The organism is Kitasatospora sp. NPDC059648 (assembly GCF_042734825.1).
Classification (GTDB): domain Bacteria; phylum Actinomycetota; class Actinomycetes; order Streptomycetales; family Streptomycetaceae; genus Kitasatospora.
Map to the genome: position 1 here is coordinate 54,850 of NZ_JBHWDU010000027.1, position 12,746 is coordinate 67,595.

Below are 12,746 nucleotides of genomic sequence, written 5' to 3' on the forward strand. Positions count from 1 at the left end.
ACCGCGACTGATGCTGCTCGACTCCGCCAGCCTGTACTTCCGGGCCTACTTCGGCGTACCGGACACCCTGCGCTCGCCGCAGGGTGAGCCGGTCAACGCCGTCCGCGGCCTGCTGGACTTCATCGCCCGGCTGGTCCACGACCACCGGCCCGACGAACTCGTCGCCTGCACGGACGCCGACTGGCGCCCCCAGTGGCGGGTGGACCTCGTCCCCTCCTACAAGACCCACCGGGTCGCCGAGGCGGCCGTCGACGGCGAGGAGGAGGTGCCGGACACCCTCGCCCCGCAGGTCCCGGTGATCGAGCAGGTGCTCGACGCCCTCGGCATCGCCCGGGTCGGCTCCCCCGGCTACGAGGCGGACGACGTCATCGGCACCCTCACCGCCCGCGCGAAGGGCCCGGTGCAGATCGTCACCGGCGACCGCGACCTCTTCCAACTGGTCGACGACGCACGGCAGATCACCGTCCTCTACCCGGTCAAGGGCATGGGCAACCTGCAGACCACCGACGACGCGCTGCTGCTGGGGAAGTACGGCGTTCGCGGCGCCCAGTACGCCGACATGGCCGCGCTGCGCGGCGACCCGTCCGACGGCCTGCCCGGCGTCAAGGGCATCGGCGAGAAGACCGCCGCCCAGCTGATCAACGAGTACGGCGACCTCGCCGGCATCCGCGCCGCAGCCGCCGACCCCCTCTCCAAGCTCACCCCGGCCCGCCGCAAGAACATCCTCGAAGGCGCCGCCTACCTCGACGTCGCCCCCACCGTCGTCCGCGTCGCGACCGACGTCCCCCTCCCCGCCTTCGACCCCGCCCTCCCCACCGAACCCCTCGACCCCATGACCCTCGAAGCCCTCGCCACCCGCTGGGGCCTCGGCACCTCCCTCACCCGCCTCCTCGACACCCTCGCGGCCGCTTAGGGGGTGCACCCCGATTACGTCCCGGGGGCGACGGGTGGTGGCGAGCGGTCCGGACGCCGAAGGGCCCGCACGTTCGAGGTGAACGTGCGGGCCCGTGCTGCTGCTGGCTAGCCCACGGAGGAGTAGGCGATGATGCCGCGCCGGAGACCGTCGACGGCCTTGCGGGCGGTCTTGCGGAGTTCGGGATCCTGGGCGGCGGCGTCCTGGATCTGGCCGAGGACGTCGATGAGTTGCTTGGTCCAGCGGACGAAGTCGCCGGCCGGCATGTCGGCGTCGCGCAGGACCTGGTCGAGGTTGTGGCCCAGGGCCCAGCGGTAGGCGGCCCAGGCGAAGCCGAGATCGGGTTCGCGCTGGCCGACGCCCTCGGCGGTGTTGATCCGGTGCTGCTCCTCCAGGGCGTCGAGGTGGCCCCAGATGCGGACCATCTGGCCGAGCGCCTCCTTGGCCGCGCCCTCCGGCACTCGGGGGGCGCCGGCGTCGTCGGACTGGCGCGACTCGTAGACCAACGCCGAGGCGCAGGCGGCGAGTTCGGCGGCGGCCAGGCCGCTCCAGACGCCCTCGCGGATGCACTCGGAGGCGAGCAGGTCGAGCTCGCCGTAGAGCCGCCCGAGGCGCTTGCCGTCGTCGGTGACGGTGTCGCCCCGGAGGTAGCCGAGGTCGGTGAGCAGCGCGCAGACCCGGTCGAACGTGCGGGCGATGGTGTGGGTGCGGGAGCGCATCCGGCGTTCCAGCAGTTCGGTGTCGCGGTGCAGCCGGTGGTAGCGCTCGGCCCAGCGGGCGTGGTCCTCGCGGTCGGTGCAGCCGTGGCACGGGTGCTGGCGCAGTTCGGTGCGCAGCCGGGTGATCTCCGGGTCGTCGGCGGCGGCCGCGCGGCCGCGCCGGAACCGCTCGGGTTCGAGGTGGCCGGCCTTGGTGCGCAGCGCGGAGGCGAGGTCGCGCCGGGACTGGGGGCTGCGCGGGTTGAAGGACTTGGGGATGCGCACCCGCTCGATCGCGGCGACCGGGTGCGGGAAGTCGATCATCGCGAGCCGCTTGACCTGCCGTTCGGCGGTGAGCACCACCGGGCGCGGGCCGTCCTGGAAGTCGGGGTGGCGCGGGCCGCCCCGGCCGGAGCGGCTGACCGGCGGCAGCCCCGGGTCGAGGACCAGGGCGAGGCCGGCGAACTTGCCGGTGGGGACGTGGATGACGTCGCCCGGCTTGAGCTGCTCGATGGACTCGACGGCGGCGGCCCGGCGCTGGGTGGTGCCCTCGCGGGCCAGCTCGTTCTCGCGGTCCTTGAGCCGGCGGCGCAGCTCCATGTACTGGTCGAAGTCGCCGAGGTGGCAGGTCATCGACTCGCGGTAGCCCTCCAGCCCCTCCTCGTTGCGCTGCACCTGGCGGGCGATGCCGACCACCGAGCGGTCCGCCTGGAACTGGGCGAAGGAGGTTTCGAGCAGCTCGCGCGAGCGGTGCCGGCCGAACTGGGAGACCAGGTTGACGGCCATGTTGTAGGACGGCCGGAACGAGGACTTGAGCGGGTAGGTGCGGGTGCCCGCCAGGCCCGCCAGGGCCTCCGGGTCGAGGCCGCGCTGCCAGAGCACCACGGCGTGGCCCTCGATGTCGATGCCGCGCCGCCCGGCCCGGCCGGTGAGCTGGGTGTACTCACCGGGGGTGATGTCGGCGTGGGTCTCGCCGTTCCACTTGACCAGCTTCTCCATGACCACGGAGCGAGCGGGCATGTTGATGCCGAGGGCCAGGGTCTCGGTCGCGAAGACGGCCTTGACCAGGCCCTTCACGAAGAGTTCCTCGACGACCTCCTTGAACCGCGGCAGCATCCCGGCGTGGTGGGCGGCGATGCCGCGCTCCAGCCCGTCCAGCCATTCGAAGTAGCCGAGGACGTGCAGGTCCTCGTCGGGGATGTCGGCGCAGCGCTCCTCGACGATGGCGCGGACCAGGGCGCGGTCGGCGTCCTTGTTGAGCCTCAGGCCGGAGCTGAGGCACTGCTGGACGGCGGCCTCGCAGCCGGCCCGGCTGAAGATGAAGGTGATCGCGGGCAGCAGGCCCTCGGCGTCGAGCCGGTCGATGACGTCGACCCGGCCCGGCGTCCAGACCCGGCCCGGGCGGCCGTTGGGCATCGAGCGGCCCCGGCCGCGGCCGAAGCGGTCGCGCGGGTTGCGGTCGAGCTCGGAGCGGGCGAGCCGGACCAGCTCGGGGTTGACGGCCTTGCCGGGGTTCTTGAGGCTGTTCTTGGGGCGGCCGTCCCGGTCGGGGTTGGCGAACAGGTCGTACATCCGGTTGCCGGCCATCACGTGCTGCCACAGCGGCACCGGGCGGGTCTCGGAGACGATCACCTTGGTGCCGCCGCGGACGGTGTCCAGCCAGTCGCCGAACTCCTCGGCGTTGGAGACGGTCGCGGAGAGCGAGACGAGGGTGACCGACTCGGGGAGGTGGATGATGACCTCCTCCCAGACGGCGCCGCGGAAGCGGTCGGCGAGGTAGTGCACCTCGTCCATGACGACGTAGCCGAGGCCGTCGAGGGTGCTGGAGCCCGCGTAGAGCATGTTGCGCAGCACCTCGGTGGTCATGACCACCACGGGGGCGTCGCCGTTGACGGTGTTGTCGCCGGTGAGCAGGCCGACCTTGGCGGCGCCGTAGCGCTTGACCAGGTCGCCGTACTTCTGGTTGGACAGCGCCTTGATCGGCGTGGTGTAGAAGCACTTGCGGCCCGCGGCGAGGGCCAGGTGGACGGCGAACTCGCCGACGATGGTCTTCCCGGAACCGGTGGGGGCGGCGACCAGCACGCCCGATCCGGCCTCCAGCGTCTCGCAGGCCTCCAGCTGGAAGTCGTCCAGCGGGAAGTCGTACAGCTGCTGGAAGCCGTACAGGGCGGAGGCCTGCTCCTTGGCCCGGCGACGGCTGGCCGCGTACGCCTCGGCGGGGCTGAGCTCCCGGTCTTCCTGGGGCTCTGGATCGGGGGTGTTCATCGCCGTCCGGGTGTGGTTGGTGTGATCTCGCATCTCAGCGAGAGGTTACCCGGGTGGAGTGACATCGATAGCACCGTTTTCCGCGCGAGGAGATCACTCCTCTCCCAGATCCATAGTTGCAAATGTCTTCAACTGATCAGAAGAGAGCCAGATCCGAACGTCTCCGGTCATCTGCGGTGGACTGCGGGGATCGCTCCCTACCGTCGAGTGCCACGGCACCCGCGGGTGCCCCGGTCACCGACTCACGGGAGGACAGCCACGATGGCGAACCTGGAGATGTCCCTCAAGGAAGCCATGGCGATCGACGGCGCGATCGGCGTCGCCCTGGTCGACTACGGCAGCGGGATGGCCCTCGGCAGCCTCGGCGACGGCGGCGAGATGGACCTCAACGTCGCCGCGGCCGGCAACACGGACGTGGTCCGCGCCAAGATGCGAACGATGGAGATGCTCAACCTGCACGACAACGAGATCGAGGACATCCTGATCAGCCTGACCAACCAGTACCACATGGTCCGGCCGATCACGACGCCCAGCGGGCGGGGCCTGTTCCTGTTCCTCGCCCTCAACCGCAGCCGCTCCAACCTCGCGATGGCCCGCCACCAGCTGAAGCGGATCGAACTCGCGCTGGAGATCTGAGCCCGCCGACACCAGGGAAGGGGGGCCTCGTGACGGTAGCGCTCTACCAGGCGAAGGCCGAGTTCTTCCGGATGCTCGGCCATCCCGTCCGGATCCGGGTGCTGGAGCTGCTCCAGGCCGGACCGATGCCCGTCCGCTGTCTGCTCGCCGAGCTGGGGGTCGAGGCCTCCAGCCTGTCCCAGCAGCTCGCGGTGCTGCGCCGGTCCGGCATCGTCACCGCCACGCGGGAGGGCAGCACGGTGGTCTACGCGCTGGCCGGCGGCGACGTCACCGACCTGCTGCGGGCAGCCCGGCGGATACTCACCGGGCTGCTCGCCGACCGGGACGTCCTGCTCGCGGAACTGCGGGCGGCCGGCGACTGACCCTTCAGTCCTTCAGCAGCTCCGCCAGCCCGTCCGCGAGCCGCTCGTACTCCGCCGCCCGGTTGTACAGCTGGGCGCTGACCCGCAGCACCCCGCCGCCGGCCCACGGCCGGACCGCCACCCGGACGCCGAGCCGCTGCCAGACCCCGGTCACCAGCGCCCGGGCGGACTCCTCGGTGTCGAACCGGCCCTGCGGCAGCCGTACGGCGCGCATCCACACCCCGGGAGTCGCGGGCAGCGCCCGTAGGCCCGCGCGCTCGACCAGCACCCGCTGGCCGTACGCGGCCAGCGAGGAGTTGTGCGCGGCGACCGCCTCCGTGCCCAGCTCGCGCAGCAGCTCGAAGCCGGCCGGGGCGGCCAGCCAGGGGGTGTAGTCGCAGGTGCCGCGCCACTCGACGCTGTACGGGAAGCCCCGGTGGTGCTCCCAGGACAGTGCGAGCGGGCGCACCCGGGCCGTCCACTCGGGGCGGACGGACAGGACGCCGGTGGCCCGCGGGGCGAAGGCCCACTTGTGCAGGTTGCCGAACCAGAAGTCGGCGTCCGGGTCGACCGGATCCGGCACCATGCCGGGCGCGTGGGCACCGTCGACCAGGGTGGTCACCCCGCGCTCGCGCAGCTCGGCGACCAGGTCCGGGGAGGCGACGGTACGGGCGGTGGGCGAGGTGATCCGGTCCAGGACCGCGACGGTGGTGCGCCCGTCCACCGCGGCGAGCACCGCCTCCCGGACGGCCCGCTCGTCCGGGGCGTCCACCGGCAGCGCGGCCACCACCAGTTCGGCACCGGCTTCGGCGGCCCTGCGGGCGGCGGCCTGAGTGACGGCGCCGTAGCCGTGGTCGGTGACCAGGATCCGGTCGCCGGGGGCGAAGGGGATGCTGTCCAGGGCGATCGCGGCCGCCTCGGTGACGTTGGCGACCATCGCCAGCCGGTCCGGGTCGGTGCCCAGGTCCGCGGCGATCCGCCGCCGGGCCGCGGCGATCCGGTCGGGCAGGTCGGCGAAGAAGAGGTCCGGGTCCAGCTCGTGCTCGGTGCGCAGCGCCTCCTGCGCGCGCTGGACCGGGAGCGGCACGGCACCGAAGGAGCCGTGGTTCAGGTGCGCGGTCCGCGACGAGACGCTGAACAGGCCCTCGGCGGCGGGCAGTGGGACGGGGGGTTCAGCGCTGCTCAGGTCCTCGGTCACTACGGCCTCCCCTTGTGATGTGTGACATTTCATATCACTCTAGCGGTCGCGGACCGACGATCCGTTGAGTCCGCGCGGGCCGGACTGGGAGACTCCGCACAACCGCCGCCCGGACCGGGCGGCTCGGCGGGACGGGGAGAGCACGGGGATGAGGATCACGAGACCTGGCCCGACCGGCGGGCGGCAGTGGACCCCGCTGACGGCGGCCAACGCGGGCCTCGCCTTCGGGCTGGAGCTCGCCATGCTGGCGGCGCTCTGCTACTGGGGGTTCAGGACCGGATCCACCCCGGCCGTCCGACTGCTGCTGGGGATCGGGGCGCCCGCCCTGGCGGCCACCGTCTGGGGCCTGTTCCTGGCCGCCGGCGGGCCGAAGTTCCCCCAGCCGCTGGCGGTGGAGATCTCGCTCAAGGTGCTGGTCCTGGAGACGGCGGCGCTCGCGCTGCATGCCTCCGGCCGGTCCGCCCTGGCGGTGGTCTTCGCGGTCCTGGCGGTGGTCAGCGTGACCGTGGAGTACACCGCGAACTGACGCGCTGCGGACGTACGGAAAGGGCCCCGGATCCCCCCGACGAAAAGGATCCGGGGCCGGACTTCGAGGGCCGGACTTCGAGGGGCCGGACCACTCCGGGCCCCTCCGCATGCGCCCGGCTACCGCACCCGGCGGGCGGTGAGCGCGGCCGTCCCCAGTCCGAACACGGTGATCGCGGCGATCCCGAAGGTCATGTAGCGCGCCGCCTCGACCGGCCCGCCCGTACCGAGGTTGACCAGGGTCCCGGCCAGCGCCGAGGTCACCGAGAAGGAGATCAGCTGGGTGGTGTTGATCGCCGCCGCGGCCTTGCCGCCCTCCGCCGGGTCGTCGCTGCTGCGCATCGCGGCGACGCTCAGGTGCGGGAAGGCCAGCCCGATGCCGCCACCGGCGACGAACAGCGCCAGCGCCCACAGCACCACGCGCGGCCCGGAGGCGTGCTCGGCCTGCAGCAGCCCGTAGACCACCAGGCCGCCGACCAGGACCAGCGGGGCGGAGCGGATCGCCCGGGCCCGGCCGCGCGCCGACCCGATGCCGACGCTGAACAGCTGCGCCGCCGTCCAGCCCGCCGACACCGAGGCGCCGAGGAAGCCGGCCAGCAGCGGGCCGAGGCCGCCCAGCTCCTGCCCGAACAGCGGGATGAAGTTCTCCGCCACCACGCCCGCGCACAGCACCGCGACGGTCAGGTAGAGCCACTTCAGCGAGCCGCCGGCCCGGTAGGTCCGCTGCGGCAGCACCGTCGCCCCGCCGCGCCGCTCGGCCGCCACGAAGCCCACCAGCAGCGCCAGCCCGGCACCGATGCAGACCGCCGTCGCCCAGCCGGTCGGAACGGTCGAGCTGATGCTGAAGGCGGCCGCCGCCAGGGTGAGCAGCAGCAGCGAGGGCAGCGGCACCGGCCCGCTCCCCGATCCCGGCCCCGACCCCGACCCCGACCCCGGCTCCGGCCGCCCGGGCAGCACCCGACGGGCCAGCCCGGCCAGCACCAGCGCGGCGAGCAGCAGCAGGACGTACGCCCAGCGCCAGCCGCCGAGCTGGGCGAACAGCCCGCCGAGCGAGGGCCCGACCATCGTGCCGACGCCCCACATCGCGGAGACCAGCCCGGCCGCCCGGGTCCACAACCGCTCCGGCAGCGCGCTTCGGATCACCGCGTAGCCGAGCCCGGCCACCAGCCCGCCGCCGAGGCCCTGGACGACCCGGCCGAGGATCAGCGCGGCCATCGACGGGCCGGCCGCGTTGAGCACCGCGCCCGCGCCGAACACCAGGAAGCCCAGGACGTACGCCCGGGCGGCGCCCAGCCGGTCGAGCAGCCGGCTGACCAGCATCGAGGCGATCACGGCCGCCGTCAGGAAGCCGGTGGCGACCCACGCGTAGTACCGCCCACCGCCGATGTCGGCCACGATCGAGGGCATCAGCGCCGCGGTGAGGTAGACGTTCATCGCGTACAGCGCGACCCCGCCGGCCAGGATCGACGCGGCGGCGGCGTGGTGGCGGGAGAAGAGTTCGCGCCACCCTCCGGAGACCCCGGCGGTCGGCGACTGCGTTGGGTAACTGTGCTGCCCGGCAACGGTCGTGGCGGTCTTCACCGTGGTTGATTCGATCACGTTCGATAGGCTAGGACTTCAACAGAACTTGAAGTCAAGGAGCGGCCATGACCACGGCACCGGTGGATCTGATGAGCGTCGGCGAGGTGGCCCGGCGGGCCGGTATCGCCACCTCCGCGGTGCGCTTCTACGAGGATCAGGGGCTGATCTCCTCCGAGCGGTCAGCGGGAAACCAGCGTCGCTACCGGCGGCACGTGCTGCGCCGCATCTCGCTCATCCTGGTCGCCAAACGGCTCGGCATCCCGCTCGCCGAGGTCGCCGAGGTGTTCACCGGCCTGCCCGAGGACCGGATGCCCGGCAAGCACGACTGGGAGCGGATCTCGCGCCGATGGGCCGAACAACTACGCGCTCGCCGCGACGAGTTGGAGCGGCTGGAGGCCGAGCTTACCGGCTGCATCGGCTGCGGCTGCGTGTCGCTGCGCCGCTGCCGGGTGCTCAACCCGGGCGACGAGCTCGCCACCGAGGGGCCGGGGCCGCGGCTGCTGCTGCCGCACGAGGAGCAGTAGCGGCGCTCCGGCGCTGGTACCCGGTCGGACACGGCCCTCGTGAGGTTCCCCGCCGCGTCCGACCGGGGGCTTGTGACGGCCGCTGGCCCGCGGCCCCGCGGCCCCGCGGAACTCCCCGCCGGACAGGCCCTCAGGCCTCCGGGAAGTGGCAGGCGGCCTGGCGGCCGCCCGTCCCGACGACCTCCAGCAGCGGCCGCTCCGTCCGGCAGCGCTGCTGCGCCTTCGGGCAGCGCGGGTGGAAGCCGCACCCGGTGGGCGGGTCGGCCGGGCTCGGCGGGTCGCCGAGCAGCACGATCCGCTCCCGGGCCCGTTCGGCCGCCGGGTCCGGCAGCGGGACGGCGGACAGCAGCGCCCGGGTGTACGGGTGCGCCGGGTTGCCGTACACCTCGGCCTTGTCGCCGATCTCCACGATCCGGCCCAGGTACATCACCGCGACCCGGTCGCAGACCCGCTTGACCACCGAGAGGTCGTGCGCGATGAACACGTACGCCAGGCCCAGTTCCCGCTGCAACTGCTCCATCAGGTTGACCACTTGGGCCTGGACGGAGACGTCCAGCGCGGAGACCGGCTCGTCCGCGATCACCAGCTTCGGCGAGGTGGCCAGCGAGCGGGCGATGCCGATCCGCTGCGCCTGGCCGCCGGAGAACTCGTGCGGGTAGCGGTCGAGGTGCTCGGGGATCAGCCCGACCAGCTCCATCAGTTCGGCCGCCCGGGTGTGCGCCTCCTCGGCGCCCGCGCCCTGGACGAGCAGCGGTTCGGAGATGATCCGGGCCACCGTCTGCCGGGGGTTGAGCGAGGAGTACGGGTCCTGGAAGACCATCTGCAGGTGCCGCCGGTGCGGCCGCAGCCGGGCCTGGGAGAGGCCGCCGATCTCGGTGCCGTCGAAGGTGACGGTGCCCGAGGTCGGGTCGAGCAGCCGGACGATCATCCGCCCGGTGGTGGACTTGCCGCAGCCGGACTCGCCGACCAGGCCCAGCGTCTCGCCCGCGCCGAGGTCGAAGCTCACCCCGTCCACGGCCCGGATCGGCGCACCGGCCCGGCCGGTGCGCCCGCGCCGCCCGGCGAAGGTCTTCACCAAGTCCCTTACGGAGAGCAGTGGTTCGGCCATCAGACGATCCCTTCCGGCACCAGGGGCAGATGGCAGGCGGCCAGGTGGCCGGCGGCGGGCGGGCCGAAGCGGTCGAGCGGCGGGCGCTCGGCCAGGCAGCGGGCGTGCTCCTCGGCGGACGCGGCGGTGGTGCGGGCGCAGCGCGGGGCGAAGGAGCAGCCGGGGGCGGGGGCGAGCAGTGACGGCGGGCTGCCGGGGATGGCCCGCAGCGGGGCGTCGTCGGTGTCGTCCAGCCGCGGCAGCGAGTCCAGCAGGCCGCGGGTGTACGGGTGCGCGGGCGCGGCGAACAGCCTTTCCGCCGGGGCCTGTTCGGCCGCTCGGCCGCCGTACATGACCAGCACCTCGTGGGCGACCCGGGCGACCACGCCCAGATCGTGGGTGATCATCACGACGCCGAGGCCGCGGTCCTGCTGGATCCGGGCGATCAGGTCGAGGATCTGCGCCTGGACGGTGACGTCCAGGGCGGTGGTGGGCTCGTCGGCGATCAGCAGGTCGGGTTCGCAGGCGAGCGCCATGGCGATCATGACGCGCTGGCGCATTCCGCCGGAGAACTGGTGCGGGTACTCGTCCACCCGGCGGGCCGGTTCCGGGATGCCGACCTCGGCCAGCATCTCGATCGCCTTGGCGCGTCCGGCCTTCCGGCCGGCCCGGAAGTGCACCCGGTAGTGCTCGGCGATCTGCTCGCCGACGGTGTAGAAGGGGTGCAGGCTGGACAGCGGGTCCTGGAAGATCATCGCGATCCGGCGGCCCCGGACGGCGCCCAGCTCCCGCTCCCCCAGTCCGGTCAGCTCCTGTCCGTGGAGCCGGATCGAGCCGCTGACGGCGGCCCCCCGGTGCAGCCCCATGACGGCCAGCGAGGTGACCGACTTCCCGCTGCCGGACTCGCCGACCAGCCCGAGGGTGCGCCCGGCCTCGACGGCGAAGGAGATGCCGTCCACGGCCCGGACGGTGCCGCGCGGGGTTTCGAAGGCGACCTTGAGGTCCTCGACCTCCAGCAGGAGGGCCATCTCAGTACCTCACTCTCGGGTCGACGTACGCGTACAGCACGTCGACCAGCAGGTTCGCGGCGACGATGAAGGTGGCCGCGAGCAGGGTGACACCGAGGATCACCGGCTGGTCGGAGCGCACCAGCGCGTCGTAGAACAGCCGCCCGACGCCGGGCAGTCCGAAGATCGACTCGGTGATGACGGCGCCGGCCAGCAGCCCGCCGAGGTCCATCCCGAAGATGGTCAGGATCGGCGTCATCCCGGAGCGCAGCCCGTGTTTGACCGTCACCGTGCGCGGCGGCAGCCCCTTCGCCCGGGCGGTGCGGATGTACGGCTCGGCCATCGCCTCGATCATCGAGTTGCGGCTCTGCCGGGCGTACATGGCCGCGTACAGCAGGGCGAGGGCGATCCAGGGCAGCAGCAGGTTGGAGGCCCAGGCGGCCGGACCGTCGGTGAACGCGTGGTACGACGGGTACGGCAGCAGCCCGGCCGTCCTGACCACGCCCCAGATCAGCATGATCGAGGTGAAGTAGACCGGCAGCGAGGCCGCCCCGACCGAGAACACCATCAGCGCCCTGTCGACGGCCTTGCCCTTGCGCAGCGCCGAGGTGACGCCCGCGCCCAGGCCGAGGACCAGCCAGAGCACGGAGGCGCCGACGGCCAGCGAGACGGAGACCGGCAGGCGGTCGGTGAGCAGCCCCCAGACCGGCAGCGAGTACTCGTAGGAGTAGCCGAGGCAGGGGAAGCCGCAGTGGGTGGCGGCGGTCCCGGTGCCGTAGTCGCGTCCGGCGAAGATGCCGGTCACGTAGGTGGCGAACTGTTCCCAGACCGGCTTGTCCAGGCCCATCGCGGCCTTGACCTCGGCGACCCGCTCGGGGCTGCAGGTCTTGCCGCAGGCCGCCACCGCCGGGTCGGCGGGCAGCAGGTAGAAGATGGTGAAGGTGATCGCGCAGATCGCCAGCAGGATGCCGAGCGCGCCGAGCAGCCGGCGGCCGAGGTAGAGGATCACGACCGCCCTCCCCTGGGGTCGAGGATGTCGCGCAGCGCGTCGCCGAGCAGGGTGAAGGCGAGCACGGCGAGGAACAGGAAGGCCGTCGGGATCAGGAAGTAGGTCGGGTCGGTCTCGTAGAAGCTGATGCTCTCGGCGATCATCTGGCCCCAGGAGGGGGTCGGCGGACGCACACCCACGCCGAGGTAGCTCAGCGCGGCCTCGGTGGCGATCATGCCGGGCACCAGCAGCGTGGTGTAGGCGATGACCGGGCCGGAGACGTTCGGGAGGATCTCCCGGGTGAGGATCCGCCAGGAGCGGGCGCCGCCGACCTTGGCGGCCTCGACGTACTCGCGGTGCTTGAGCGAGAGGGTCTGGCCGCGCACCACCCGGGCGATGCCGGGCCAGGTGAACAGTCCGATCACCAGGGTGATCAGCAGGATCCGGTTGACGTCCTTTGCGACCGACATCATCGAGATCATGAAGATCAGCGAGGGGAAGGACATGGTCAGGTCCATCAGCCGGGACAGCACGGTGTCGGTGCGCCCGCCGAAGTAGCCGGCCGCGATGCCGACCAGGGTGCCGGTGACCACCACCAGGGCGGTGGCCGTGAAGGCGATCAGCAGCGAGACCTGACCGCCGTGCAGCACCCGGGCGAACAGGTCGCGCCCGGTGGCGGGTTCGACGCCCAGCCAGTGCCGGGTGCCGATGCCGCCGAAGTCGCCGATCGGCTGGCCGCCCAGGTACGGGTCCACGGCGCGCTTGTCGAACTCCTCGGGGGTCCAGCCGCCGAGCTCGCTCAGCGGCTCGGCGAGGACGGCGAGCAGGATCAGCAGGGCGACGGTGACCAGGGCGAAACGGGCCGAGCCCTTGGCCCAGAGCTGGTCCCAGACCAGTCGCCAGGGCCCCCTGCCGGAACGTTTCGCCTTGGCCGGCGGCGCTTCTGCCGTAGCGGTTTCGATGGTGGTGCTCATCGGACGGGC

At 72.7% G+C, this 12,746-nt stretch carries 12 protein-coding genes; 5 read left to right on the plus strand and 7 right to left on the minus strand.

What is annotated here, in order from left to right:
- Nucleotides 1-10 precede the first annotated feature (10 nt).
- Nucleotides 11-913 (plus strand): 5'-3' exonuclease H3TH domain-containing protein, encoded by a 903-nt coding sequence (locus ACFV1W_RS18395; RefSeq protein ID WP_380417812.1) that lies wholly within the window; start codon nt 11-13, stop codon nt 911-913.
- A 107-nt stretch (nt 914-1,020) separates the two neighbouring features.
- Here the strand turns inward: ACFV1W_RS18395 and ACFV1W_RS18400 are convergent, their stop codons facing one another.
- Nucleotides 1,021-3,876: a DEAD/DEAH box helicase gene (locus tag ACFV1W_RS18400; RefSeq protein ID WP_380417814.1), complete on the minus strand. Its 2,856-nt coding sequence runs from the start codon at nt 3,874-3,876 to the stop codon at nt 1,021-1,023.
- A 261-nt stretch (nt 3,877-4,137) separates the two neighbouring features.
- Between ACFV1W_RS18400 and ACFV1W_RS18405 the strand changes: the two genes are divergently transcribed.
- Both ACFV1W_RS18405 and ACFV1W_RS18410 read left to right on the plus strand, forming a co-directional pair.
- Complete coding sequence (locus ACFV1W_RS18405) at nt 4,138-4,512, plus strand: hypothetical protein (protein WP_380417741.1); 375 nt, start codon at nt 4,138-4,140, stop codon at nt 4,510-4,512.
- A 29-nt stretch (nt 4,513-4,541) separates the two neighbouring features.
- Nucleotides 4,542-4,874, plus strand: coding sequence for an ArsR/SmtB family transcription factor (locus ACFV1W_RS18410; protein WP_380417743.1), 333 nt, complete (start codon nt 4,542-4,544; stop codon nt 4,872-4,874).
- A 4-nt stretch (nt 4,875-4,878) separates the two neighbouring features.
- Here the strand turns inward: ACFV1W_RS18410 and ACFV1W_RS18415 are convergent, their stop codons facing one another.
- Nucleotides 4,879-6,051, minus strand: coding sequence for an aminotransferase class V-fold PLP-dependent enzyme (locus ACFV1W_RS18415; RefSeq protein WP_380417745.1), 1,173 nt, complete (start codon nt 6,049-6,051; stop codon nt 4,879-4,881).
- Nucleotides 6,052-6,199: 148 nt separating this feature from the next.
- Between ACFV1W_RS18415 and ACFV1W_RS18420 the strand changes: the two genes are divergently transcribed.
- Nucleotides 6,200-6,577 (plus strand): YrdB family protein, encoded by a 378-nt coding sequence (locus ACFV1W_RS18420; RefSeq protein WP_380417747.1) that lies wholly within the window; start codon nt 6,200-6,202, stop codon nt 6,575-6,577.
- Between the two features lie 119 nt (nt 6,578-6,696).
- Here the strand turns inward: ACFV1W_RS18420 and ACFV1W_RS18425 are convergent, their stop codons facing one another.
- Complete coding sequence (locus ACFV1W_RS18425; RefSeq protein WP_380417749.1) at nt 6,697-8,175, minus strand: MFS transporter; 1,479 nt, start codon at nt 8,173-8,175, stop codon at nt 6,697-6,699.
- Nucleotides 8,176-8,222: 47 nt separating this feature from the next.
- Between ACFV1W_RS18425 and soxR the strand changes: the two genes are divergently transcribed.
- Nucleotides 8,223-8,681, plus strand: a complete 459-nt coding sequence (gene soxR / locus ACFV1W_RS18430) for a redox-sensitive transcriptional activator SoxR (RefSeq protein WP_380417751.1) — start codon at nt 8,223-8,225, stop codon at nt 8,679-8,681.
- Nucleotides 8,682-8,811: 130 nt separating this feature from the next.
- Here the strand turns inward: soxR and ACFV1W_RS18435 are convergent, their stop codons facing one another.
- The 4 genes from ACFV1W_RS18435 to ACFV1W_RS18450 are packed head-to-tail and all read right to left on the minus strand — an operon-like array spanning nt 8,812 to nt 12,737.
- Entirely contained in the window at nt 8,812-9,789 is a 978-nt protein-coding gene (locus tag ACFV1W_RS18435) for an ABC transporter ATP-binding protein (RefSeq protein WP_380417753.1), read from the minus strand.
- Nucleotides 9,789-10,796 carry an ABC transporter ATP-binding protein gene (locus tag ACFV1W_RS18440; protein WP_380417755.1) on the minus strand — a complete coding sequence of 336 codons (1,008 nt, stop codon included), beginning with the start codon at nt 10,794-10,796 and terminating at the stop codon, nt 9,789-9,791. Before ACFV1W_RS18440 ends, ACFV1W_RS18435 begins: the two co-directional genes overlap by 1 nt.
- A 1-nt stretch (nt 10,797) precedes the next feature.
- Complete coding sequence (locus ACFV1W_RS18445) at nt 10,798-11,784, minus strand: ABC transporter permease (RefSeq protein ID WP_380417757.1); 987 nt, start codon at nt 11,782-11,784, stop codon at nt 10,798-10,800.
- A complete protein-coding gene (locus tag ACFV1W_RS18450; protein ID WP_380417759.1) occupies nt 11,781-12,737 on the minus strand; it encodes an ABC transporter permease in 957 nt (318 codons plus the stop codon). Before ACFV1W_RS18450 ends, ACFV1W_RS18445 begins: the two co-directional genes overlap by 4 nt.
- Nucleotides 12,738-12,746: the final 9 nt, after the last annotated feature.

Excerpts from the sequence above, each read along its gene's own strand:
- ACFV1W_RS18395 (WP_380417812.1), top strand. The coding sequence starts at position 11 with ATGCTGCTCGACTCCGCCAGCCTGTACTTCCGGGCCTACTTCGGCGTA.
- ACFV1W_RS18400 (WP_380417814.1), bottom strand. The coding sequence starts at position 3,876 with ATGAACACCCCCGATCCAGAGCCCCAGGAAGACCGGGAGCTCAGCCCC.
- ACFV1W_RS18405 (WP_380417741.1), top strand. The coding sequence starts at position 4,138 with ATGGCGAACCTGGAGATGTCCCTCAAGGAAGCCATGGCGATCGACGGC.
- ACFV1W_RS18420 (WP_380417747.1), top strand. The coding sequence starts at position 6,200 with ATGAGGATCACGAGACCTGGCCCGACCGGCGGGCGGCAGTGGACCCCG.
- soxR (WP_380417751.1), top strand. The coding sequence starts at position 8,223 with ATGACCACGGCACCGGTGGATCTGATGAGCGTCGGCGAGGTGGCCCGG.
- ACFV1W_RS18435 (WP_380417753.1), bottom strand. The coding sequence starts at position 9,789 with ATGGCCGAACCACTGCTCTCCGTAAGGGACTTGGTGAAGACCTTCGCC.
- ACFV1W_RS18440 (WP_380417755.1), bottom strand. The coding sequence starts at position 10,796 with ATGGCCCTCCTGCTGGAGGTCGAGGACCTCAAGGTCGCCTTCGAAACC.
- ACFV1W_RS18450 (WP_380417759.1), bottom strand. The coding sequence starts at position 12,737 with ATGAGCACCACCATCGAAACCGCTACGGCAGAAGCGCCGCCGGCCAAG.